This is a genomic window from Kosakonia pseudosacchari (assembly GCF_900184035.1).
Lineage (GTDB): Bacteria > Pseudomonadota > Gammaproteobacteria > Enterobacterales > Enterobacteriaceae > Kosakonia > Kosakonia pseudosacchari.
Genome location: NZ_FXWP01000011.1, coordinates 233,644 through 256,007, shown reverse-complemented (window position 1 = coordinate 256,007; position 22,364 = coordinate 233,644). Strand labels below are relative to the sequence as shown.

The window sequence follows — 22,364 nt, the reverse complement described above, 5'->3', positions numbered from 1 at the left end:
AATGCGACTAGTCCGCCAGGAACAGCGGGCCCATTGGCGCAGCGGGAAGCTCAAAGCGCGCGGGATAATCCACCGACACCAGATAGAGCCCTTCCGCTTTCGCCGTTGCTGCCGCCAGCGTTCTGTCCTTTACCGCCAGCAACTCTGCTATCCAGCTCTCCGGCTGGTTGTGGGCGCCTACTTCCATCAGGCTACCGACAATATTCCTGACCATATGATGTACAAAGGCATTGGCTTTGATATCAACCACAATATAAGCGCCGTGACGACTGACGTTGATATGCATCAGGTTGCGCCACGGGGTACGCGACTGGCACTGCACCGCGCGAAACGACGTAAAGTCGTTTTCACCAAGCAGGCACTGCGCCGCACGGTGCATGCGCTCCGCGTCCAGCGGCTGATGATAGTGCGTCACACCATGACCGAGCACCGCCGGGCGTAAGCGATGATTGTAGATGACGTAGCGGTAACGGCGAGCCGTGGCGCTAAAACGCGCATGAAAATCATCCGGGACATCTTTGACCCAACGTACCGCGATGTCACCAGGCAAATTCGCATTTACACCCAGCGTCCAGGCGGCGTCTTTGCGCAGCGCCGTGGTTTCAAAATGCACCACCTGCCCGGTCGCGTGTACGCCTGCGTCGGTACGCCCGGCGCAGAACACGTTAATGGGCTCGTTGGCCACCTGCGAGAGCGCTTTCTCCAGCTTCTCCTGCACGCTGCGCACTTCCTGCTGACGCTGCCAGCCGTAATACTTGCTGCCGTCATACTCAATGCCAAGCGCGATTTTGTAGACCGGCGCTTTCAGCTCGTCCTGCATCAGTACAGATACTCCTGAACCAATTTTTCAGCGACTTTCACCGCCATCAGCGCACCGCCAAAACGCACGTTATCGGCAACCGACCAGAACTGCACCTGCTCCGGCATACCATAATCGTTACGCACGCAACCGACAGAAAGGTGAGTCTGGCCGGAGGCATCGCCGACCTGCGTCGGGAAATCCCCCGCTTCAGAGAGCGCGATATCTTCAAAGCGGCTGAACGCGTCGCGCGCCTCTTCCGCCGCCAGCGGACGAATCGCTTCGAAGCTCACCATCTGCGCGTGGCCGTAAAACACCGGTGACTGTACGAAATTCGCCGAGATCATCAGCCCTTCGTCCTGCAAAATTTTGCGCATTTGATCGATGAGAACCCGCTCTTCGCGCACGCTGCCTTCGCTGTCTGGTAGCAGCGGCAGCATGTTGAACGCCAACTGGCGGCCAAAATAGTCATCGTCGTCAATCGGGATACCGTTTAGCAGCTTGGCGCTCTGCCCGGCCAGCGCGTCCACCGCTTGCTTGCCATTGCGGGAAGCGGACAGCAAGCACGTTACGCTGACGCGTGATAAACCACCTTCATCAATCAGCGGTTTCAGCGCCGCCAGCAACTGGCTGGTGAGGCTGTCCGGCACGGCGATGATATTGCGATTACGGTAATCCGCCAGTACAAATGGGTTAACATCCGGCATCACCAGCGGCACATCCGGCTCCAGAGCAAACAGACCGCTGGTGTCGATCACCAGGCACCCGGCGTTGGTCGCCTCTTCAATATAGGTCGCCGACGCCTGCGCTCCCGCGACGAAAAAGGCCAGTTGCGTCTGCGTCCAGTCAAACCCGGCGGCATCTTCCACACGCACAGTTTTACCGGCAAAACGCAGGTTTTCACCGGCGCTTTCGCTGCTGGCCAGCGCATACACTTCGCCAACCGGGAACTGGCGCTCCGCTAACGTTTCGAGCAAGGCTTCTCCGACAGCGCCCGTGGCGCCGAGAACGGCAATATTCCAGCCTTCAGACATGGTGATTTACTCCAGGAAAAAAGCGTCCCCGCCGCACTATTCGGCAGGGAGCATTAAGATGACATTAACGTGCCGGGTTATGCGTGGCGTTGAAACCAAGCTTTTGCAGCAGCGCGGCGGCGCTGGCGTCATCGCACTGCACATACAGCGATGACCATTCGCGGCGCTCAAGATAATTTTTGCGCAGCTTATCAAATTCACCCGGCGTGCCCGCTACTTTTCGCAGCAGCGCATCGTCGCGGCGCACATCATACACCAAATGCACCAGCCTTTTTAGCGTTGACTGATCAAGCGCGCCATGCAGTGTGATGCGACCGAACTCCGGCGCGGGCAGCAGCGTGTCCAGCGCCACTTGCTGACGCTTGCCGAGAAAATCGCTAAAGGCTTCAAATACCTGCGTAGTGCCGCGCGCTTTGCCTTCCAGCGTGTAACCGGCGATATGCGCCGTCCCGATATCGACGAGGTTAAGCAAATCGACATTCAGGTCCGGCTCCGGCTCCCAGACATCCAGCACCACACTCAGCGCTTGTCCGGCCTGCAAACGTTGCAGCAGTGCGGCGTTATCGACTACCGGCCCACGACAGGCATTTATCAGAATAGTGCCAGGCTTCAGGCGCGAAAGCAGCGCATCATCCGCCAGGTGCAGCGTTTTATACGGCCCGTCTTTAAACAGCGGCGTATGGAATGTCAGCACATCGGCTTCACGCACCAGTTCATCCAGGCTGCGGAAATCCCCGTCATCGCCACGATCGGCGCGCGGCGGATCGCACAACAATGTACGAACACCGAATGCTTCCAGTCGCGCCTGTAAGCGCCCCCCCACGTTACCGACACCCACGATACCGACGGTGCGATCCTGCAATGCAAAGCCGTCACGCTCCGCCAGCATCAGCAGCGAGGAGAACACATATTCGACGACCGCAATCGCGTTGCAGCCAGGTGCGGCGGAAAAAGCAATGCCCGCCTGGCGCAAAAACGCCTCATCAACATGGTCGGTGCCTGCTGTCGCCGTGCCGACAAATTTGATCCCCGTGCCCTGTAATAAACCCTCATTCACCTTCGTGACAGAGCGCACCATTAAGGCGTCCGCATCGGCCAGTTCCGCCACGGGAATCGGGCGACCGGGAACCGCTTTTACCTCACCAAGGCGACTAAAAAGATCGCGGGCATACGGCATATTTTCATCAACAAGGATTTTCACGCTTCAGTACCTGTTTGAGAACGGGAGTTGAGCGCGCAAGTGTGCCATAATCTCGCGGCCGGGCATACCCGCAATGCCGCCACCGCCACGCGAGAGTAAGAGGAAACCATGATTCAACCCATTCAGGGTGCCCCCGCGCGCCCTCCCGGGCAAGAGCCAGCTCAGACCGCCAATACTATCGGCGAGCAACCGTTATCAACGATGCAGCGCACCGTGCTTGAGCGTCTGGTTATTCGCCTGATTGCGCTGACCCAACAGCAGAGCGCGGAAGTCTGGGCGGGCGTTAAGCATGATTTAGGGCTGAAGAGCGATACGCCGCTGCTTTCCCGCCATTTTCCGGCGGCGGAACAAAATCTCAACCAGCGCGTAGAAACGGCCACGCAAAACCACACCACTCGCCAGATGGTGTCACAGCTGACGGAGCTGTTAAGCCAGGGGAATAATCGCCAGGCGGTGAGTGATTTTATTCGCCAGCAGTTCGGGCAGACAGCGCTCAGCCAGCTAACACCGCAGCAGTTGAAAACGGTGCTGACGATGCTGCAAAACAACCAGATAACCATTCCGCAGCCGCAACAGCGCCCTTCCACCGAGCGCCCGCTGCTGCCCGCAGAGCATAACTCGCTCAACCAGGCGGTTATCAAACTGACGGCGGCCACCGGCGAATCCGGCAAACTTATCTGGCAATCGATGCTGGAACTCTCCGGCGTGAAAAGCGGCGAGCTGATCCCGGCGAAACATTTTACGCCGCTGATGACGTGGCTACAGGCGCGTCAGACATTGAGCACGCATCCCGCGCCAACGCTGCATGTTATCCAGACGGTGCTGAAGCAGCCGCTGGATAACAACGAGATGCGCAGCATCACCGAGTACGCGCAGCAGACATGGCAAGCGACGCCGCAGACGGTGTTAACCACCGCCCAGGTGCAGGATATTCTGAATCATGTGTTCTTACGCCGCACCGAACGGGCGTCGGGAATGATTGAAGTGCGCGATATCCAGCCGATTTACAGCCCGTTTGTGGCACCAATTGTCGAGACGGTAAAAGCGATTTCCACCCGTCCAGGTTTCTTCTTTATCGCCCTGCTGATCGTGGCGTTTCTTTTCTGGCTACTCAGTTAAAACAATCCCCTCCGCTGGAGGGGATTCGCTTTTACAGTTTGTCACCGTTGTGTTTGATCACGTCCTGATACCACCAGAACGATTTCTTGCGGCTGCGCGCCAGCGTGCCGTTGCCGTCATTGTCTTTATCGACGTAGATTAAGCCGTAACGTTTCTTCATTTCGCCGGTGCCCGCCGAAACCAGATCGATGCAACCCCACGGTGTGTAGCCCATTAAATCAACGCCATCTTCCACTACCGCTTTTTTCATCTCGCGGATATGGTCACGCATATAGTCAATGCGGTACTGGTCATTGACCACACCGTCACTTTCAGGCTTATCAATCGCGCCAAAACCATTTTCCACAACAAACAGCGGCAACTGATACATGTCGTAAAAGTAATTCAGGGAGTAACGCAGACCCACCGGGTCGATTTGCCAGCCCCAGTCTGACGCTTTGACATACGGGTTCGGCACCAGGCTTTTGGTTTCGTCGTAATCCAGTTGCGGGTTGTCCTCTTTCGCTTTGGTGACGAAGGACATGTAGTAACTGAAGCCGATATAGTCGACGCGGCCGCGCGTGAGGTGCTGCAAATCCTCGTCGGTAATGTCGAGTTTGAAACCGCGGCGAGCGAAGTAGTTGAGCAGATGCTGCGGGTAATAACCACGCACATGCACATCGGTAAACCAGTAGCGGCGATGCATCGCCACCACCGACATCATCATGTCGTCCGGCGCACAGGTTAACGGGTAGATTGGACACATGGCGATCATGCAGCCAATTTTGAAGTCCGGGTTGATTTTATGTCCGGCTTCTACCGCCAGCGCACTCGCCACCAGCTCATAGTGCGCCGCCTGATACATAACCACTTCGCGATCTTCGCCGGGTTGGTACTTCACGCCGGAGTTCGTAAACGGCGCGAAATCTTCGTGGTAGTTGGCCTGATTATTGATTTCGTTAAACGTCATCCAGTATTTCACCTTGCTGCGGTAGCGGGTGAAAACGGCATTGGCGAAGCGGACAAAGAAGTCAATGAGTTTACGGTTGCGCCAGCCGCCATATTCGGTGACGAGGTGATAAGGCATTTCGAAATGGGAAAGGGTGATCACCGGCTCAATGTTGTACTTCAGGCATTCGTCGAACAGATCGTCATAGAATTGCAGCCCGGCTTCGTTTGGCTCCAGCTCGTCGCCTTTCGGGAAAATACGCGTCCAGGCAATGGAGGTGCGAAAACATTTAAAACCCAGCTCGGCAAACAGCTTAATGTCGTCTTTGTAGCGATGGTAAAAATCGATGGCATCATGGTTGGGATAATTTTTACCGGGCAGCACGCCGTCGGTAATTTCACGCGGTACGCCGTGCGCGCCGGCGGTCATCACATCGGCAACACTTACGCCTTTACCGCCCTCCTGCCAGCCGCCTTCCAGCTGATGCGCGGCAACAGCGCCACCCCATAAAAAATCCGCTTTAAACCCAGGCATATCTCTCTCCTTTCGCTCAATGGTGAACAAAGGATAAACAAGCCCGCGAGGACATGACATCATCGCGGGCTTGTTTTGTGAAACCGGTTGCAAAGAGTTTTATTGCTGCGGTTTTCTGCGCTATTTACGTGAGCGGAAAGCGATTAACGTCACGATAATCCCGGTCACCGCCGAAATAGCTCCGGCGAGAAACACCGACGGGTAGCCGAGCGAGGTTGCCAGCAGGCCGGTCAGCGGGCCGGTAAAGGCATACGAGATATCCTGAAACGCCGCATAACCGCCAAGCGCCGTACCGCGCACCTGCGGCGGCACGCGTTTTACCACTTCCACACCGAGCGCCGGGAAGATCAGTGAACAACCGCAACCGGTTAGCGCCGCGCCAAGTAGCGCCGTCCATGCCTCGTGCGCCTGCCACAGTAGCAACAGACCGATGGTTTCAACTATCAGCGAGGCTATCGCTACCCGCACGCCGCCAAAACGGTCCGGCATCCAGCCAAACAGAATACGCATCAACACAAATGCACCGCCAAAGGCGGTCAAGGTAAAGCCCGCCATCGGCCAGCTGTTACTGGCGAAATAGAGCGAAACAAAAGTGCCGATTACCGCAAAGCCGACGCCCTGTAACGCCAGCCCAAGCCCCGGCTGCCAGATAAGCCCAACCACACTCCACAGCGACGGACGCTCACCAGGATGTGCCGGTACTTTGCGCACGCTGCCGTTAAACGCCCAGGCAACAAACGGTAACGCGATAGTGGTCGCGGCAAGCGCAGCAAAACCAAACTGGCTGTGGATCAATAACCCCAGCGGCGCACCGGCCGCCAGCGCACCATAAATCGCCATCCCGTTCCATGACATCACTTTGCCGGAACGCGCCGGACCAACCAGCCCCATGCCCCAGGTCAGCGTTCCGGTCAGTAACTGGCTTTCACCAAACCCGAGAATTAAACGCCCTACCACCAGTAGCGCAAATTTCGCTATCGGTTCAACCGGTAGTAACGCGGCCAAAAGCCATGCCACACCGGCTAACGCACAGGCAAACATCCCCTGCAACGCCGAGCGTTTAGCGCCGAACTGATCCGCCAGCCGCCCGGCGTAGCCGCGCGTTAAGACAGTCGCAAGAAACTGAATTCCGACCGCGATACCGACCATCGTGTTGCCGTAGCCGAGCTGCTGATGAACAAACAGCGGGATCACCGGTAGCGGTAGCCCAACGGTCATATAGGTGAGAAACACCGCGAAAGCGATGCGAAACAGCGAGACATTTGCTGAAGAAGAACGAACAGATTGTGATTCTGCAGACATGCATTACTCCATAACGCAGAGTAAGGCGGGATTTGGAAGTACCACGCCCCCTCTACCTGAGTTTCAGGATTAAGGCGCGTTGGTTAACGTTAAACGCTTACGCATTATCGCAGGGATAATGTTGCGGGTGGAGTTTGCCTTTCAACATAGCGGGTTGTCAACGCGTAAAAGTCCCCGGAATAAAAGCGGAATGGTTTTCGTCGCCTGAGCGCATGCCAGAAACCTTAAAAAAACAGCCTCTGCCCGTTCAGTAAGATGGAAATTGAAAGGCAATCAAAACCCGTTGCTGTACCCGCAGGCGAGGGGTTTAAGCTGGCAATAAAAAAGGGAGCCTCAGGCTCCCCTTCTCGCGGTAAGACAAACTTATTTCAGTTTGCGCATCACCAGCGTGGCGTTCGTGCCGCCAAAACCGAAGCTGTTAGACATCACGGTAGTTAATGTCGCATCCATCGGTTTAGTGACGATGTTCAGACCTTCAGCCTGCTCATCGAGTTCTTCCACGTTAATGCTCGGGGCGATAAAGCCGTGCTCCAGCATCAGCAGAGAGTAGATCGCTTCCTGAACGCCTGCGGCACCCAGAGAGTGACCAGTCATCGCTTTGGTCGCGGAAATCGCCGGGCTGTTGTTGCCAAACACTTCGCGGATGGCACCCAGTTCTTTCACATCGCCGACCGGCGTGGAAGTGCCGTGGGAGTTCAGATAGTCGATCGGGGTATCAACACCGTGCATCGCCATCTTCATGCAGCGCACTGCGCCTTCGCCTGACGGCGCTACCATGTCTGCACCATCGGAGGTCGCGCCGTAGCCAACGATTTCCGCATAAATGTGCGCGCCGCGCGCCAGTGCGTGCTCCAGCTCTTCAACAACCACCATACCGCCGCCGCCTGCGATAACGAAACCGTCACGGTTTTTATCGTAAGTACGGGACGCTTTTTCCGGCGTGTCGTTGTATTTGGTCGAGAGCGCGCCCATGGCGTCGAACTCGCAAGCCATTTCCCAGCACAGCTCTTCGCCGCCGCCGGCAAAAACGATGTCCTGTTTACCTAGTTGGATCTGCTCTACGGCGTTACCGATACAGTGGGCGGAAGTCGCACACGCGGAGCTGATCGAGTAGTTCACGCCGTGAATTTTAAACGGTGTTGCAAGGCACGCGGAAACCGCAGACGCCATCGCTTTGGTGACCACATACGGGCCAACCGCTTTCAGACCACGCGGGCTGCGCATTGCATCAGCACCGAAAACCTGAGATTTAGACGAACCGCCAGAACCTGCGATCAGGCCCACGCGCGGGTTGTTCTGATAAACCTCGTCTTTCAGGCCAGCATCTTCAATCGCCTGCTGCATGGAGAGATAGGAATAGATAGAGGCATCGTTCATGAAACGAACCACTTTACGGTCAATCAAACCAGTGGTGTCCAGTTTAACGTTACCCCATACGTGGCTGCGCATGCCGGAATCTTTAAATTCCTGAGAGAATGTGATCCCTGAGCGTCCTTCACGCAGGGATGCCAGGACTTCCTGCTGGTTGTTACCAATGCTGGAAACGATGCCCAGGCCAGTAATCACTGCACGTTTCATTCAATACCCCTAAAGTCGCACTAATTAAGTTTCGAGTCGCAAGATAGCGTACACTTGTACGCCGAACAAGTCCGATCAGACAATTTCTGAGGAAATTTGCGCCTTTCTTTGTCCCCCGTTAAGATCGTGGCACTGCTTGATGGACGAGTAACTTACGTGAAACAAACCGCTATACAATCCGCCAACCTGGAATTCAACGCTGAGGGTACACCTGTTTCCCGAGATTTTGACGATGTCTACTTCTCTAATGATAACGGACTGGAAGAGACACGTTATGTTTTTCTCGGCGGCAACCGTCTTGAACAGCGTTTTTTGGATCACCCGCGCCCGCTGTTTGTGGTTGCGGAGAGCGGTTTCGGCACCGGTCTGAACTTCCTAACCCTCTGGCAGGCGTTTACGGCCTTTCGCGCAGTTAACCCCGACGCTACCCTGGAAAGATTACATTTCATCAGTTTTGAAAAATTTCCGCTCACCCAGGGCGATCTGCGCAAAGCGCATGCCCACTGGCCGGAACTGGCAAGCTGGGCAGAACAGCTGCAAGCGCAGTGGCCACTGCCTTTTGCCGGCTGCCACCGCCTGTTGCTGGACGGCGGTCGTGTGACGCTCGATTTATGGTTCGGCGACATCAATGAACTGACCGATACGCTGGATGATTCGCTCAACCAGAGCGTGGACGCCTGGTTTCTTGATGGGTTTGCGCCTGCCAAAAACCCGGACATGTGGACACCCAATCTGTTTCAGGCAATGGCGCGCCTTGCAAGGCCAGGCGGTACGCTGGCGACCTTTACCTCGGCGGGTTTCGTCCGGCGCGGTCTGCAGGAAGCGGGGTTTACCATGCACAAAAGCAAAGGTTTTGGCCGCAAACGCGAAATGCTCACCGGGGTGATGGAAAACCCGCGAGCGCCAGCGGTTCGCGCGCCATGGTTTGCCCGCAGCGGCACAGAGGAGCGCGAGGTGGCGTTAATTGGCGGCGGTGTCGCCAGCGCGCTGTTATCACTGGCGTTGCTGCGTCGCGGCTGGCAGGTCACACTGTATTGCGCCGATGACGCCCCTGCCGAAGGCGCATCCGGTAACCGCCAGGGCGCACTCTATCCTTTGCTCAGCGCCCACGATCCGGCGCTGGCACGCTTCTTCCCGGCAGCCTTTACCTTTGCCCGCCGCGTGTACGACGCGCTTCCTGTCGAGTTTGACCATCAGTGGTGCGGCGTGACCCAACTCGGCTGGGATGAAAAAAGCCAACACAAAATCGATCAAATGCTGACGCTGGATCTGCCGCCGGAACTCGCCAGGCGCGTTGAGGCAAATGAGGCCGATGCGCTCTGCGGCGTGGAAACCGGCTGCGGTGGCATCACTTACCCGGCTGGCGGCTGGCTCTGCCCGGCGCAGCTCACGGCGGCCGCCCTCGCGCTGGCTTGTGAACAGGGTTTACAGGTGCACTATGGTTATGATGTCGAGCAATTAACGTCTGAAGATAATCACTGGCAGTTGCATATCAAAGGCGGCCAGTTACGCCAGCATGCCGCCGTGGTGCTGGCCAACGGCCATCGCCTTCCCCACTTTACGCAAACGGAAAAGCTACCGGTGTATCCGGTGGCAGGCCAGGTCAGCCATATTCCCACCACGCCTGAGCTCAGCCCGTTGCGCCAGGTGCTGTGTTATGACGGCTATCTCACACCGCAAAACCCGCACAATCAGCAGCACTGTATTGGCGCAAGTTATCATCGCGGTCAGCAGGAAACCGCCTACAGCGAAGCCGATCAGCAGCAGAACCGCCAGCGGTTGCTTGACTGCTTCCCACAGGCGTCATGGGCTAAAACGGTGGATGTCAGCGCGGGCGATGCACGCTGCGGCGTGCGCTGCGCTACGCGCGATCACCTGCCGATGGTTGGTAACGTAGCGGATTACGACGCAACGCTTAACGCCTATGCCACACTCGCAGAACACGGCGAAACAGCTATAAGCGCCCCCGTCTATGACGGTCTGTTTATGTTGGGTGCGCTGGGTTCACGCGGGTTGTGCAGCGCGCCGCTGGCGGCAGAAATTCTGGCATCACAAATGAGCAATGAACCGATCCCGCTGGACGGTGAAACACTGGCGGCAATGAACCCGAATCGTTTATGGGTCAGAAAGTTATTGAAGGGTAAAGCGGTGAAATGAGATGAATATTTTCCCTCTCCTGTGCGGAGAGGGAAAAGACGGCTTAGTGCGCTTTCGCCTGCTGATAGAGGTTTTCCCACATGCCGAGCACCAGCGCCTGATCGCGCGGCGATAGTTCTCCCGCCTGAATAGCGGTTTGCACACTGGTGGTCACTTTTCCGTACAGGGTTTCCGGCGCATGGTCATCGCCGCTCTCCAGCTCCGCCACCGCCAGCGTCAGGTGGCCGCGCAGATAACCGCCCGCGAACAGCTCATCATCACTGGCGTGGTCCACCATGTTATCTATTAACGCCAGAATGCGTGATTCAAACTCCGCGATCATCTCTCTTCCTCTCTCGAAAATATGGCCTTACAGATCTTCCGGCCACGGGAACTGTGCTGCCGCTAAGGGCGGCGTCTGGTAATAATCTTGTAATGCTTTAATAAAACGCGCCGGACGTGCAGGAATGCCCTGCTCCAGATACGTCATCACCTGTGCATGCACACGGCGCTGGAACACGATGCGATCGGGTTCGAAATCGCCTTCCAGATTGTCGCAGCTGACATTAAACGGAAAACCCGCCGCCACGCAGAACAACCAGTCAAACGCCTGCGGTTTGACTTCAACATCTTCGAATTTCCCCTGCGTCGCCGCATCGCGTCCGTCCGGGCAGTACCAGTAACCAAAATCGACCAGCTTGCGCCGTTCTGCTCCCGCAATGCACCAGTGCGAAATTTCGTGTAACGCGCTGGCATAAAAGCCGTGGGCAAAGACAATGCGGTTATAAGGTGCATCCGCATCAGCAGGAAGATAGATCGGTTCGTCGTCGCCTTTAATCAGACGGGTATTAAAATCGTCGGCAAAACAGCCGTCGAAAATATCAATTAATTGTTGATAGTGATGCGTCATACATTCACCCCCAGATACTGGAGGATCTCCTGCCCGTGACTGTCATAGAGAAGTTTTGCGCTCATCACCGCCGAGACAATCACAATCATCGGACGAATGAGCTTTTGCCCTTTGCTGAGCACCAGACGCGAGCCCATGCGCGCGCCGAGAAATTGCCCGGCCAGCATAACAAAGCCGGTACCCCACACCACTTTGCCGCCAATAATAAATAGCAGCAGCCCGCCGACGTTGGAGGTGGCATTCAGCACTTTGGCATGCGCGGTCGATTTTGCCAGATTGAAACCCGCAAGCGTGACAAACGCCAGGGCGTAAAACGAGCCTGCGCCCGGGCCAAAGAAACCGTCATAAAAACCGACACAGCCGCCGGAAACCAGCGCGAAAGGCAGGCCGTACAAGCGGCGCTGACGATCCTCTTCGCCAAGCCCTGGCATCAGCAGGAAATAGAGGCCAATACAGATAACTAAAATTGGCAGGATCTGGCGCAGCACATCGGATTGCACATGCTGGACCAGCAGCGCGCCGGTGGTCGAACCGATGAAGGTCATCAGAATATTGAGCTTCTGATCGGCGAGATTCACCACTTTGCGGCGAATAAAATAGAGCGATGACGACAGCGAACCGCCGCAGGCCTGCAATTTGTTGGTCGCCAGCGCCTGCGCCGGTGACATACCCGCCGCCATCAGCGCCGGAACGGTTAGCAGCCCACCGCCACCCGCCAGCGCGTCAATAAACCCGGCCAGCAGCGCGACAAAAAAAAGCGTCACCAGCAGCAGCGGTGACACCATAAACAGTTGTTGAAAGAGTTCCATCAGAGTGCGTGTTCATCCAGTAAAGCCTGACAGGACGGCGGCAACGGCGGCGGCGTCTTTTTCTCAGGCGTTGAACTACCCGGCTTCGCCGGTTCAAACCAGCTTTGCAATTCCGCGCCGCAGCCATCGCCAGGCGGCGGCAGCGGTTGATCCTGGCACTCCAGGCTGTCCGCCGGGCAGCGCAGGCGCACATGCATATGCGCACGATGCTGGAACCACGGGCGCACTTTGCGCAGCCAGTCACGATCGCTACCCGCATCAAGGCAAAGCTGCTGCTTGATTGCCGGGTTCACGAAGATACGCGTCACATCGTTATCCTCTGCCGCCAGCTTGATCATGCTGCTGATTTCCGGCTTCCACAGCGCAGGCACTACCTGTTTGCCATCGCGGGAAACCAGATCCAGCGCCTGCGGTTTCAGCAGTTGCGCCGCGCTCCAGCGCGTTTTCGGAAGCTGCAGGAAGATATCGACATCCAGCCCCGACTGGTGGCTGGCGTGACCGCCGTTAAAGCGTCCACCGGCTGGCATTCCCATATCGCCCACCAGCACCGTACCCAGCCCGAGGTTGTACACCTGCGTGCTGAAGCGCTGAATGAACAACACCAGATCCGGGTGGCCGAAATAGCGCCGTTGGTCGGTGCGCATTACCTGGTAGTGATCCGATTGTAGCGGCAGCTCATGCGCGCCAACGATACAACCATTGGAAAACGCGCCGATAGATTGCGGGCTACCGGCGACGGGATGGGTCAGTTTTTGCCATGGCGTCGCCGCCATGGCAGTTGCGCTCGCCAGCAGGGCAAACAGGGCGATTGCCGTTTTTTTCATAATTACCAGCGTGGAATATCGGTTATCACATCAGCGTTTTGCGCGCGCTGACGCAGGAAGTGATCCATCAAAACAATAGCAAGCATCGCTTCAGCGATCGGTACGGCGCGAATGCCAACGCACGGATCGTGACGACCTTTGGTGATCATTTCGACCTCCTCGCCAAAGCGGTTGATCGTCTTTCCGGGCACGGTGATGCTTGAGGTGGGTTTCAACGCAATGTTGGCAATGATTTGCTGACCGCTACTGATACCGCCCAGAATGCCGCCCGCGTGATTGCTCTGGAAACCCTGTCTGGTGATTTCATCGCGGTTTTCGCTGCCGCGCAGTTTTACCACTTCAAAGCCATCGCCAATTTCAACGCCTTTCACCGCGTTAATGCTCATTAGCGCGTGGGCGATATCCGCATCAAGGCGGTCAAACACCGGCTCGCCAAGGCCTGCCGGTACGCCATCGGCGACGACGGTGACTTTCGCGCCAATGGAATCACCCTCTTTTTTCAGGCCGCGCATCAGTTCATCCAGCGCCTCGATTTTGTCCGGGTCCGGGCAGAAAAACGGGTTCTGCTCAACCTGATCCCAGGCTTTGATCGCCAGCGGAATGTCGCCCATCTGCGTCAGGCAAGCGCGAATAACAATGCCGAATTTCTGCGCCAGGTATTTTTTGGCAATCGCACCAGCCGCCACGCGCATCGCCGTTTCACGGGCGGAAGAACGGCCACCGCCGCGATAATCGCGCACACCATATTTTTGCTCGTAGGTGTAATCCGCATGTCCCGGACGGAACAGATCTTTAATCGCACCGTAATCCTGCGAACGCTGATCGGTGTTTTCAATCAGCAGACCAATGCTGGTGCCGGTGGTCACGCCTTCAAACACGCCGGAGAGGATTTTCACCTGATCCGGCTCACGGCGCTGGGTGGTGTAGCGCGATGTCCCCGGGCGGCGTCTGTCCAGGTCGTGTTGCAGATCCGCTTCGGTCAGCGGAATGCCCGGCGGCACACCGTCGACAATACAGCCGAGCGCCAGGCCGTGCGATTCGCCGAAGGTGGTTACGCGAAAGAGTTGTCCAATTGTGTTTCCTGCCATCACGGCTCCGTTGTCGTTGTCTGTGTTGAGCGTCGTTTTAATCTTTATAGATGCTGAAGTGTTCGCGAGCGGCGATAAGCTGCGCTTTGGTCAGCATGAAGACACCGTCCCCGCCGTTATCAAACTCCAGCCAGGTAAACGGTACGTCCGGGTATTGTTCCATCAGATGTACCATGCTGTTACCCACTTCACAAATCAGGATGCCGTTGTCAGAGAGGTAATCCGGCGCACAGGCGAGGATACGGCGCGTCAGTTTCAGGCCATCGCTGCCGGAGGCCAGGCCAAGTTCTGGCTCGTGGCGATACTCGGAAGGCAGATCTGCCATATCTTCTTCGTCAACGTACGGCGGGTTGGTCACAATCAGGTCGTACTGCACTTTCGGCAAGTCGCGGAAGACGTCAGAGCGGATTGGCGTCACGTGATGAATAAGCCCGTGCTCTTCAATATTGTGCTCGGTGACCGCCAGCGCGTCCGTGGAGATATCGACGGCGTCCACTTCCGCTTCCGGGAAAGCATAAGCACAGGCAATCGCGATACAGCCGCTACCGGTACACATATCCAGAATGTGCTTCGGCTGTTCATTGATAAGCCCGGCAAAACGGTTGTTAATCAGCTCGCCAATCGGCGAACGCGGCACCAGCACGCGCTCATCCACATAAAATTCGTGACCACAGAACCAGGCTTTGTTGGTGAGATAAGCGACCGGAATACGTTCGTTAACGCGGCGAATCACGCGTTCAACAATGCGGTGGCGCTCGCTGGAAGTCAGACGCGCGGTGCGCATATCTTCCGGGATATCCAGCGGCAGATAGAGCGTTGGCAACACTAGTTGCACCGCCTCGTCCCACGGGTTGTCGGTGCCGTGGCCGTACCAGATATTGGCGGCGCTAAATCGGCTTACCGACCAGCGCAACATGTCCTGAATGGTGTGCAGTTCGTTCACTGCTTCGTCGACGAAAATTTTATCCATGGTATCCCCCAGGCGCATGCTCGCATTAAATTCGGCGGCTAGTTTGCCACGAAGACGGCGATAAATCAGCATTCTCACGCGCCTGCGCGGGGTAAAAATGCATTTTGCTGCACCGCTGGCGCAATGAGTCGGGTACACTGAAAAAAAGAGAAGATGAGATGCGCAGATGAAAAAGAAACCATCGCTTAGCGAGGAGGAACAGGCGCTGTTCCGGCAACTGATGACCGGTACGCGCCAGATAAAGCAGGACACCGTGGTTCATCGCCCGGCGCGGAAAAAAATCACTGAAGTGCCGGAGAAACGGTTGTTGCAGGAGCAGGCTGATAACAGCCACTATTTTTCTGATGAGTTCCAGCCGCTGTTAAACACCGAAGGCCCGGTAAAATATGTGCGCGACGATGTCAGCCATTTTGAGCTGAAAAAGATCCGCCGTGGCGATTATGCTCCGGAGCTGTTTCTTGATCTGCACGGTTTAACCCAGCTTCAGGCGAAGCAGGAACTGGGAGCATTGATTGCCGCCTGCCGTCGCGAACATGTGTTTTGCGCCTGCGTAATGCACGGTCACGGCAAACATATTCTCAAGCAGCAAACCCCGCTGTGGCTGGCGCAACACCCGCATGTGATGGCGTTTCACCAGGCGCCAAAAGAGTATGGCGGCGATGCGGCGATACTGGTGCTTATTGAAGTGGAAGAGTGGCAACCGCCGGAGTTGCCCTGACGGCAGAAACGACAAGAGCCGCATTATGCGGCTCTTTATCTTTCATGGTCCGGCGAATCAGATAGCTTTTGGCATCTTCAGGTTGCAGGGACTCATTTGCCAGTTAAAGACACCTTTACCGTCTCCATCCAGCGTGACGCTGGCGATGGCGGAGGTGGTAAACATCGGCGGCGCTTCACCCGGGCAGAGCTCGGACACCAGGTATCCGACCAGCGGCAGGTGAGAAATCACCAGCACGGCGGAAGTACCTTCATTTGCCAGCGCCTGTAAATAGGCGCTGACCAGGCCGATATCGCCACAGGGCGTCAGTTCCGGCAGGACATCCACGTTGTCAGGCAGGTTCATACACTCCCCTACCTTATCCAGCGTCTGTTCAGCACGTAAAAAAGGGCTGACCAGAACACGTTCAATATCCACTTTTTGGCCTTTCAACCATGTTGCCATTAGACGGGTTTCGTCACAGCCACAAGGGGTTAAGGGACGAACCGAGTCACTGGCTGCATCGAGGGCAGCGTCGCCGTGACGCATGATAAAAACTTGCATATTGCACCGCTTTTGTTAACCAGAATCATTAATACTTTCACCGCAAAATCATTTCACGACACCGGAAAATATTAATGGCCGGGCATTGTGCCTGATCCATTCGTTGAATGAAACGCTGTTTTTTACCTCAATGGCGCAAGTATAGTCAATTACTGTTTATTAAATAACCGTAAAGCCCATGAGGTATAACAGAATTCCTTTTTTAGACACTAACTGAAACGTTCAGTTTCTTTTGTCGGCCAGAAAGTTACACCTTGTTCCGCCATGCGTAACAGCGGCTCGCAAGGGGTAAAACGCTCGCCATACTGCGCCTGTAAGCGCTGTAGTGTCGCCACCACTTCGCTTACGCCCAGCGCGTCCATATAGTGGAATGGCCCGCCCAAAAACGGTGGGAAACCGATGCCAAACACGGCGCCAATATCACCATCGCGCGCGCTGCGAATCACCTGTTCATCAAAGCAGCGAGCCGCTTCGTTCAGCATCAACATCACACACCGTTCCGCTATCTGCTGAGGCGGTAACTGTGTGCCATCTGAAACACCGATTAAGCGGTAGATCGATGGGTCTGGCTGTTTTTTGCTTTTACGCCCTTTCGCCGGGTAAAGATAGAAACCGCGCTCATTTTTTCTGCCTTTGCGATCGTCATTCAAGATTGCGTTAACCACACTTGCAGGCGCGCTAAAACGTTCCCCGTAGGCAGCTTCCAGCACCGGGACAATTTTGGTGCCGGTATCGATCCCCACTTCATCCAGCAACTGGATGGGCCCCACCGGGAAACCGAATTTCACCAGCGCCTGATCGATCGTTTCAATACGTTGGCCTTCGCTTAACAGACGCATCGCTTCATTAATATAAGGCGCGAGGATGCGGTTAACGTAAAAGCCAGCTTTATCAGCCACCACAATGGGCGTTTTGCCCTGTTTTTTCGCCAGTTTCACCGTCGTGGCAATGGTTTGCTCATCGGTGCCTGCATGGGGAATCACCTCCACCAGCGGCATTTTTTCCACCGGGCTGAAAAAATGTAATCCGATAACTTTTTCCGGACGCGCCGCATTCGCAGCAATATCGCCGATAGGTAAAGACGAGGTATTGGACGCGAAAATGGTATGCGCTGCACAGTTAGCTTCGACTTCAGCGACCATTTTCTGCTTCAACGCAAGATCTTCGAACACCGCTTCAATCACCAGATCGCGGTGGGCGAAGCCACGATAATCGAGCGAACCGGAGATCTTCGCCATCTGGCTGTCGCGCTCGGCGGGTTTCAGGTAACGACGGCGCACTTTTTTATCCAGTTGTTGCCAACTGTATTTCAGCGCATGGTTAATGCCCTTCGCGTTAATATCTTTAATGCGAACCGGCAAGCCGCCTTTGCTGGCCGTGACAAACGCGATACCGCCGCCCATCAACCCACCGCCCAGCACTCCCACACTATTAAGCGGGCCGGGTTCGACGGCGCTGCCAGGATCTTTTTTGATATTGGTACTGGTAAAGAAGAGATGCCGCAACGCCTGCGATTGCGGCGTCATCGCCAGTTGGCCAAACGCGCGCGCTTCAGCGTCATAACCGCTGCTGCGCCCCTGGGCAAGGCCGGTTTCGATCACCGAGAGAATGCGCGACGCAGCAGGATAATTCCCCTGGGTTTTCTGCTCCGTTTTCTTCGCCACCATGCGGAACAATAAAGTACGGCCAAGCGGCCCGGCAAGAATACGCTCGCGCACCGGTAAATGGCGGCTGGCAGGACGCCCCTGCGAAACCAGCCCGACGGCGGCGTCCAGTAAAATGGAAGGCGGAACCACATCGTCCACCAGCCCCACTTTTAATGCCTGCCGTGGGCGTAACGGTTTGCCGGTGAGGATCATCTCCAGCGCGGTACTCACGCCAATCAGACGTGGCAAACGCTGCGTACCGCCGGAGCCAGGAAGCAAACCCAGTTGTACTTCCGGTAATCCCAGTACTGTTTTGGCGTCGTTCGTACAAACCCGGCGATGACACGCCAGCGCCAGCTCCAGCCCACCGCCGAGGCAGGGGCCATTAATCGCGGCAATCACCGGGATCGGCAGCGCATGGATTTCCGCCATCAGTTGCTGTCCCTGGCGGGCAAGCTCCTCGGCCTCTTTCGCCGTCTGGCAGCGGGCGATCATATTGATATCCGCGCCCGCAATAAAGTTGTCCGGTTTTGCTGAGATAAACACCACGCCGCGCAATGATTTGTTATCGCGGATCTGTTTGAGAATGGCGCGCACTTCGGTCGCGAACTCCGCTTTCAGCGTGTTCATCTTCTCGTTCGGTACATCAATCGCGACTACCGCCACATTGTCGGGACGCACACTAAGGGTAAATGCCGATGTTGTGGTCATTACTCTGCCTCCAGAACCATTGCGGCACCGAGACCGCCTGCGGCGCAGGCCGTTACCAGCCCGAAACCGCCACCGCGGCGGCGCAACTCATGCAGGGTTTGAGTGATCATACGCGCGCCGGTAGCGGCAAACGGATGCCCATAAGCGATAGAGCCGCCAAGCACGTTAAATTTACTGTCATCCACTTCGCCGGTTGCCTGTGAACGGCCCAGCACCTCGCGGGCAAAACGCTCGCTGGCCATTAGCTTCAGGTTGCTCAGGGTTTGCGCGGCAAAGGCTTCATGCATATCAAGCAGGGTTAAATCCGCCATTGATAATCCGGCTCTTTCCAGCGCCAGCGGCGTTGCCCATGCCGGGCCAAGCAGCATATCTTCACGCACATCAATGGCGGTAAAGGCATAACTGCGCAGGTATCCCAACGGCACCAGCCCCAGCTCTTTGGCGCGGGATTCGGTCATCAGGATCACCGCCGCTGCGCCATCGGTAAGCGGCGTACTGTTGGCCGCCGTCACCGTGCCGTGTTGGCGATCAAACGCCGGGCGCAGTTTTGCATAATCCGCCAGGCTTGAATTTGTGCGCACGTTGTTATCTTTTTCGACCGGATCGCGAAATGGCGGCGCGTAAGCGGTCATCACCTCTTCTGCCAGTTTGCCTTCTGCCCAGGCTTGCGCGGCAAGCTGGTGCGAACGGTGCGCCAGCGCATCCTGCTGTTCGCGGCTGATACCGTAGGTTTTCGCCATCTGTTCAGCGGTATCGCCCATGCGCAGGCCGGTGGAATACTCCGCCACCGCCGGGGGAACCGGCAGCAGATCGCGCAGACGCAGGCGTGAGAAGAGTTTCAGTTTTTGCCCCATGGTGCGCGCTTTGTTGGCATCCACCAGCGTACGCGCCAGTTTTTTGCTGACACCAATCGGCAGCACAGAGGATGAATCTGCGCCCCCGGCAATACCGGCACGGATGGTGCCTGCCAGCAGGCTTTCGGTGACATTCGCCACCGCCTGAAAGCTGGTCGCGCAGGCGCGGCTAACACTGTAAGCGTCGGTATGCACACTCATGCCAGTGCCAAGCACAATTTCGCGCGCAATATTCGGCGCTTCGGGCATTTGAACCACCTGGCCAAACACCAGTTGTTCAATCACTTCGGGGGGAATTTCGCTGCGTGCCAGCATCTCTCCCACCACCATTTTGCCAAGATCGATGGCCGGCACGCCGTGAAAGACGGTCGCCTGGCGGGCAAAAGGGGTACGTAACCCACTGACAATGGCAATGCGGTCGCCCTGGCGGGTGACAAGCGGTAATGCCTTCATAACACTCCCCTGTTAACAGCGTAATGCATTAAGTGGTCTGACCTGATAACAGTCTTAACCAATTTTTTACATTTAGCCAATGGGAGGGAGAAAAAAATGGGAGCTAAGGCACAGAGATACTTAACAAAACGCTCCCGGTGATCGGGAGCGTTGGCGGGATAATTAACGCAGACCGAGCTGGAAAATCAGCGTTTCGGCTTCGCAAGCGAAGACAAAATCGATATCCAGGCGCACACCGTCGGCCACTTCCGTAAACGTAGAGGTGATTTGGCAAGGATCGGATTCCACGCTGCGAGCTCTGGCGCTCAGCGCAGCCAGGGTTTCGTCAGCGTCGGCGCGGTTAGCGAACACGCGGCTGTAAGAGGCGGTGCAGTCGGAGTTGTCCATAATGGTGCCAACATCCATACAGCAGCAAACCGGGGTTTCATCAGCACTGCATTTACTCATGGTAGATTTCCTCTGAATTCGCACCCAAGGTGCCAGATAAACGTTGCGCATATTTTACGCCGCGAGGGAATGTGGCTCCAGTCGTTAATTCCGCAAGCGGCGATAAGTGACCGAAATCACACTTAAAAATGATCTAAAACAATAATCATCTAATCGGCTGATTAACACCGGGGGCAATTTTGCTGCGCAGATCCCGTTTCGAAGATCACAATTGAAAAATCTTATATACATACTTGCAACATTTCCTCTGGTCAGACCTATACTCTCGCCACTGGTCTGATTTCTCAGATGTACCTCAGACCCTACACTTCGCGCTCCTGTTACCCCGCGTAACAAAGTTTGTATAAAAATAAATCGATTTCGAATGAGGTTATGGTCATGAGCCAGAAAACCCGGTTTACCAAGTCTGCGTTGGCAGTCGCAGTGGCAATCGTTTCTACCCAGGCCTGGTCTGCAGGCTTTCAACTCAACGAGTTTTCATCCTCTGGCCTTGGCCGAGCTTATTCCGGTGAAGGCGCCATTGCTGATGACGCAGGCAACGTCAGCCGCAACCCGGCGCTGATCACCATGTTCGATCGCCCGACCTTCTCAGGTGGTGCGGTGTTTGTCGATCCGGATGTTAACGTGACGGGTCGTTCTGCAATTGGTAACAATGCCAGCCAGGACAACATCGCCCCGACCGCATGGGTGCCGAACCTGCATTTCGTGGCACCGATTAACGATCAATTTGGCTGGGGCGCGTCTGTGACCTCTAACTACGGGCTGGCCACCGAGTTCAACAACAATTACGCCGCCGGTTCTATGGGTGGTAAAACCGACCTTGAAACGCTGAACCTCAACCTGAGCGGCGCGTACCGTCTGGATAGCCACTGGAGCTTCGGCCTCGGCTTTGACGCTGTTTATGCACGTGCGAAAGTGGAGCGCTACGCGGGTGACCTGCCGCAAATCATCGGCGCAGGTCTGCCAGGGCTGGTGCAATCGGGTCGCCTGTCACCACAAGATGCACAGCAACTTGCCGCCCAGGCTGGCGGTATTAGCCGCGATACGCAAATTGCCCATCTGAAGGGCGATGAGTGGGGCTTTGGCTGGAACGCTGGTATTCTTTACGAGCTGGATAAAAACAACCGCTATGCATTGACCTACCGTTCTGAAATCAAAGTCGACTTCGACGGCGATTACAAGAGCAGCCTGCCTGCAGCGTTGAACCCGATCAATGCCGCACTCGATCTTAACCTGCCGTATGGCACTGGCGGCGCCACCACCAACGGTTCGCTCTCATTACATCTGCCGGAAATGTGGGAAGTGTCGGGTTACAACCGTGTTGATCCGCAGTGGGCCATTCACTATAGCCTGGCTTACACCAGCTGGAGCCAGTTCCAGGAACTGAAAGCGACCGGCAACAATGGCCAGACGCTGTTCTATAAAGATGAAAGCTTTAAAGACGCCTACCGTATCGCACTGGGTACCACCTATTACATGGATGATAACTGGACCTTCCGCGCCGGTATCGCCTTTGATGACAGCCCGGTTCCGGCAGCCAAACGCTCCATCTCCATCCCGGATCAGGACCGTTTCTGGCTGAGTACCGGTGCGACCTACGCATTTAATAAAGATGCCTCCGTCGACGTCGGCGTTTCTTATATGCATGGTCAGAAAGTGGAGTTCACAGAAGGCCCGTATACCTTCAAATCTGAAGGTCGTGCATGGCTGTATGGCGCGAACTTTAACTACGCGTTCTGATAAACCATCAGGCATAAAAA

20 protein-coding genes are annotated in these 22,364 nt (G+C 56.0%); 4 read left to right on the top strand and 16 right to left on the bottom strand.

Features of this window, described 5'->3' with window-relative positions:
- Positions 1 to 7: 7 nt before the first annotated feature.
- The 3 genes from truA to pdxB all read right to left on the bottom strand — a co-directional run bounded on the left by truA (position 8) and on the right by pdxB (position 3,034).
- On the bottom strand, positions 8 to 820 hold the full coding sequence (gene truA / locus BN2591_RS09790) for a tRNA pseudouridine(38-40) synthase TruA (protein WP_086871012.1): 813 nt from the start codon (positions 818 to 820) through the stop codon (positions 8 to 10).
- Positions 820 to 1,833: an aspartate-semialdehyde dehydrogenase gene (locus tag BN2591_RS09785; protein WP_086871010.1), complete on the bottom strand. Its 1,014-nt coding sequence runs from the start codon at positions 1,831 to 1,833 to the stop codon at positions 820 to 822. The genes truA and BN2591_RS09785 overlap by 1 nt, the downstream gene beginning before the upstream one ends.
- 64 nt (positions 1,834 to 1,897) lie before the next feature.
- The gene (pdxB, locus tag BN2591_RS09780) at positions 1,898 to 3,034 is read right to left on the bottom strand and encodes a 4-phosphoerythronate dehydrogenase PdxB (protein WP_086871008.1); all 1,137 of its coding nucleotides are present in this window, start codon (positions 3,032 to 3,034) and stop codon (positions 1,898 to 1,900) included.
- A 111-nt stretch (positions 3,035 to 3,145) separates the two neighbouring features.
- On the opposite strand from pdxB, the gene flk reads away from it, so the two are divergent.
- Positions 3,146 to 4,153, top strand: coding sequence for a flagella biosynthesis regulator Flk (flk, locus tag BN2591_RS09775; protein ID WP_208616140.1), 1,008 nt, complete (start codon positions 3,146 to 3,148; stop codon positions 4,151 to 4,153).
- A 31-nt stretch (positions 4,154 to 4,184) separates the two neighbouring features.
- On the opposite strand, the gene BN2591_RS09770 is transcribed toward flk, so the two are convergent.
- From BN2591_RS09770 to fabB, 3 genes are all read right to left on the bottom strand, one after another.
- Complete coding sequence (locus BN2591_RS09770) at positions 4,185 to 5,615, bottom strand: 6-phospho-beta-glucosidase (RefSeq protein WP_086871004.1); 1,431 nt, start codon at positions 5,613 to 5,615, stop codon at positions 4,185 to 4,187.
- Between the two features lie 120 nt (positions 5,616 to 5,735).
- Positions 5,736 to 6,917: an MFS transporter gene (locus BN2591_RS09765; protein WP_086871002.1), complete on the bottom strand. Its 1,182-nt coding sequence runs from the start codon at positions 6,915 to 6,917 to the stop codon at positions 5,736 to 5,738.
- A 363-nt stretch (positions 6,918 to 7,280) separates the two neighbouring features.
- A complete protein-coding gene (gene fabB / locus BN2591_RS09760; RefSeq protein WP_086871000.1) occupies positions 7,281 to 8,495 on the bottom strand; it encodes a beta-ketoacyl-ACP synthase I in 1,215 nt (404 codons plus the stop codon).
- A gap of 156 nt (positions 8,496 to 8,651) precedes the next feature.
- Here fabB and mnmC point away from each other — a divergent pair, with 156 nt between their 5' ends.
- A complete protein-coding gene (gene mnmC, locus BN2591_RS09755) occupies positions 8,652 to 10,652 on the top strand; it encodes a bifunctional tRNA (5-methylaminomethyl-2-thiouridine)(34)-methyltransferase MnmC2/FAD-dependent 5-carboxymethylaminomethyl-2-thiouridine(34) oxidoreductase MnmC1 (RefSeq protein WP_208616139.1) in 2,001 nt (666 codons plus the stop codon).
- Positions 10,653 to 10,695: 43 nt separating this feature from the next.
- On the opposite strand, the gene BN2591_RS09750 is transcribed toward mnmC, so the two are convergent.
- The 6 genes from BN2591_RS09750 to prmB are packed head-to-tail and all read right to left on the bottom strand — an operon-like array spanning position 10,696 to position 15,232.
- Positions 10,696 to 10,974, bottom strand: coding sequence for a YfcL family protein (locus tag BN2591_RS09750; RefSeq protein ID WP_020454568.1), 279 nt, complete (start codon positions 10,972 to 10,974; stop codon positions 10,696 to 10,698).
- 27 nt (positions 10,975 to 11,001) lie between these two features.
- Positions 11,002 to 11,541: an elongation factor P hydroxylase gene (locus tag BN2591_RS09745; RefSeq protein WP_086870995.1), complete on the bottom strand. Its 540-nt coding sequence runs from the start codon at positions 11,539 to 11,541 to the stop codon at positions 11,002 to 11,004.
- A complete protein-coding gene (locus tag BN2591_RS09740) occupies positions 11,538 to 12,350 on the bottom strand; it encodes a sulfite exporter TauE/SafE family protein (RefSeq protein WP_086870993.1) in 813 nt (270 codons plus the stop codon). Before BN2591_RS09740 ends, BN2591_RS09745 begins: the two co-directional genes overlap by 4 nt.
- The gene (gene mepA, locus BN2591_RS09735; protein WP_086870991.1) at positions 12,350 to 13,174 is read right to left on the bottom strand and encodes a penicillin-insensitive murein endopeptidase; all 825 of its coding nucleotides are present in this window, start codon (positions 13,172 to 13,174) and stop codon (positions 12,350 to 12,352) included. The genes BN2591_RS09740 and mepA overlap by 1 nt, the downstream gene beginning before the upstream one ends.
- A 2-nt stretch (positions 13,175 to 13,176) precedes the next feature.
- Positions 13,177 to 14,262: a chorismate synthase gene (gene aroC, locus BN2591_RS09730; protein WP_086870989.1), complete on the bottom strand. Its 1,086-nt coding sequence runs from the start codon at positions 14,260 to 14,262 to the stop codon at positions 13,177 to 13,179.
- Between the two features lie 37 nt (positions 14,263 to 14,299).
- Entirely contained in the window at positions 14,300 to 15,232 is a 933-nt protein-coding gene (gene prmB / locus BN2591_RS09725) for a 50S ribosomal protein L3 N(5)-glutamine methyltransferase (RefSeq protein WP_086871076.1), read from the bottom strand.
- Between the two features lie 166 nt (positions 15,233 to 15,398).
- Between prmB and smrB the strand changes: the two genes are divergently transcribed.
- Positions 15,399 to 15,950 carry an endonuclease SmrB gene (gene smrB, locus BN2591_RS09720; protein ID WP_045513070.1) on the top strand — a complete coding sequence of 184 codons (552 nt, stop codon included), beginning with the start codon at positions 15,399 to 15,401 and terminating at the stop codon, positions 15,948 to 15,950.
- Positions 15,951 to 16,007: 57 nt separating this feature from the next.
- Here the strand turns inward: smrB and sixA are convergent, their stop codons facing one another.
- The 4 genes from sixA to BN2591_RS09700 all read right to left on the bottom strand — a co-directional run bounded on the left by sixA (position 16,008) and on the right by BN2591_RS09700 (position 20,604).
- The gene (gene sixA / locus BN2591_RS09715; protein WP_086870987.1) at positions 16,008 to 16,493 is read right to left on the bottom strand and encodes a phosphohistidine phosphatase SixA; all 486 of its coding nucleotides are present in this window, start codon (positions 16,491 to 16,493) and stop codon (positions 16,008 to 16,010) included.
- A 209-nt stretch (positions 16,494 to 16,702) separates the two neighbouring features.
- Positions 16,703 to 18,850 carry a fatty acid oxidation complex subunit alpha FadJ gene (gene fadJ, locus BN2591_RS09710; RefSeq protein ID WP_086870985.1) on the bottom strand — a complete coding sequence of 716 codons (2,148 nt, stop codon included), beginning with the start codon at positions 18,848 to 18,850 and terminating at the stop codon, positions 16,703 to 16,705.
- Complete coding sequence (fadI, locus tag BN2591_RS09705) at positions 18,850 to 20,157, bottom strand: acetyl-CoA C-acyltransferase FadI (RefSeq protein WP_086870982.1); 1,308 nt, start codon at positions 20,155 to 20,157, stop codon at positions 18,850 to 18,852. The genes fadJ and fadI overlap by 1 nt, the downstream gene beginning before the upstream one ends.
- 162 nt (positions 20,158 to 20,319) lie before the next feature.
- A complete protein-coding gene (locus tag BN2591_RS09700) occupies positions 20,320 to 20,604 on the bottom strand; it encodes a YfcZ/YiiS family protein (protein WP_017458646.1) in 285 nt (94 codons plus the stop codon).
- 378 nt (positions 20,605 to 20,982) lie between these two features.
- Here BN2591_RS09700 and fadL point away from each other — a divergent pair, with 378 nt between their 5' ends.
- A complete protein-coding gene (gene fadL / locus BN2591_RS09690) occupies positions 20,983 to 22,344 on the top strand; it encodes a long-chain fatty acid transporter FadL (RefSeq protein WP_086870977.1) in 1,362 nt (453 codons plus the stop codon).
- Positions 22,345 to 22,364: the final 20 nt, after the last annotated feature.

Excerpts from the sequence above, each read along its gene's own strand:
- BN2591_RS09750 (WP_020454568.1), bottom strand. The coding sequence starts at position 10,974 with ATGATCGCGGAGTTTGAATCACGCATTCTGGCGTTAATAGATAACATG.
- fadJ (WP_086870985.1), bottom strand. The coding sequence starts at position 18,850 with ATGACCACAACATCGGCATTTACCCTTAGTGTGCGTCCCGACAATGTG.
- smrB (WP_045513070.1), top strand. The coding sequence starts at position 15,399 with ATGAAAAAGAAACCATCGCTTAGCGAGGAGGAACAGGCGCTGTTCCGG.
- truA (WP_086871012.1), bottom strand. The coding sequence starts at position 820 with ATGCAGGACGAGCTGAAAGCGCCGGTCTACAAAATCGCGCTTGGCATT.
- fabB (WP_086871000.1), bottom strand. The coding sequence starts at position 8,495 with ATGAAACGTGCAGTGATTACTGGCCTGGGCATCGTTTCCAGCATTGGT.
- prmB (WP_086871076.1), bottom strand. The coding sequence starts at position 15,232 with ATGGATAAAATTTTCGTCGACGAAGCAGTGAACGAACTGCACACCATT.
- sixA (WP_086870987.1), bottom strand. The coding sequence starts at position 16,493 with ATGCAAGTTTTTATCATGCGTCACGGCGACGCTGCCCTCGATGCAGCC.
- BN2591_RS09740 (WP_086870993.1), bottom strand. The coding sequence starts at position 12,350 with ATGGAACTCTTTCAACAACTGTTTATGGTGTCACCGCTGCTGCTGGTG.
- BN2591_RS09745 (WP_086870995.1), bottom strand. The coding sequence starts at position 11,541 with ATGACGCATCACTATCAACAATTAATTGATATTTTCGACGGCTGTTTT.
- aroC (WP_086870989.1), bottom strand. The coding sequence starts at position 14,262 with ATGGCAGGAAACACAATTGGACAACTCTTTCGCGTAACCACCTTCGGC.
- fadI (WP_086870982.1), bottom strand. The coding sequence starts at position 20,157 with ATGAAGGCATTACCGCTTGTCACCCGCCAGGGCGACCGCATTGCCATT.
- BN2591_RS09765 (WP_086871002.1), bottom strand. The coding sequence starts at position 6,917 with ATGTCTGCAGAATCACAATCTGTTCGTTCTTCTTCAGCAAATGTCTCG.
- BN2591_RS09785 (WP_086871010.1), bottom strand. The coding sequence starts at position 1,833 with ATGTCTGAAGGCTGGAATATTGCCGTTCTCGGCGCCACGGGCGCTGTC.
- fadL (WP_086870977.1), top strand. The coding sequence starts at position 20,983 with ATGAGCCAGAAAACCCGGTTTACCAAGTCTGCGTTGGCAGTCGCAGTG.
- BN2591_RS09700 (WP_017458646.1), bottom strand. The coding sequence starts at position 20,604 with ATGAGTAAATGCAGTGCTGATGAAACCCCGGTTTGCTGCTGTATGGAT.
- mepA (WP_086870991.1), bottom strand. The coding sequence starts at position 13,174 with ATGAAAAAAACGGCAATCGCCCTGTTTGCCCTGCTGGCGAGCGCAACT.
- BN2591_RS09770 (WP_086871004.1), bottom strand. The coding sequence starts at position 5,615 with ATGCCTGGGTTTAAAGCGGATTTTTTATGGGGTGGCGCTGTTGCCGCG.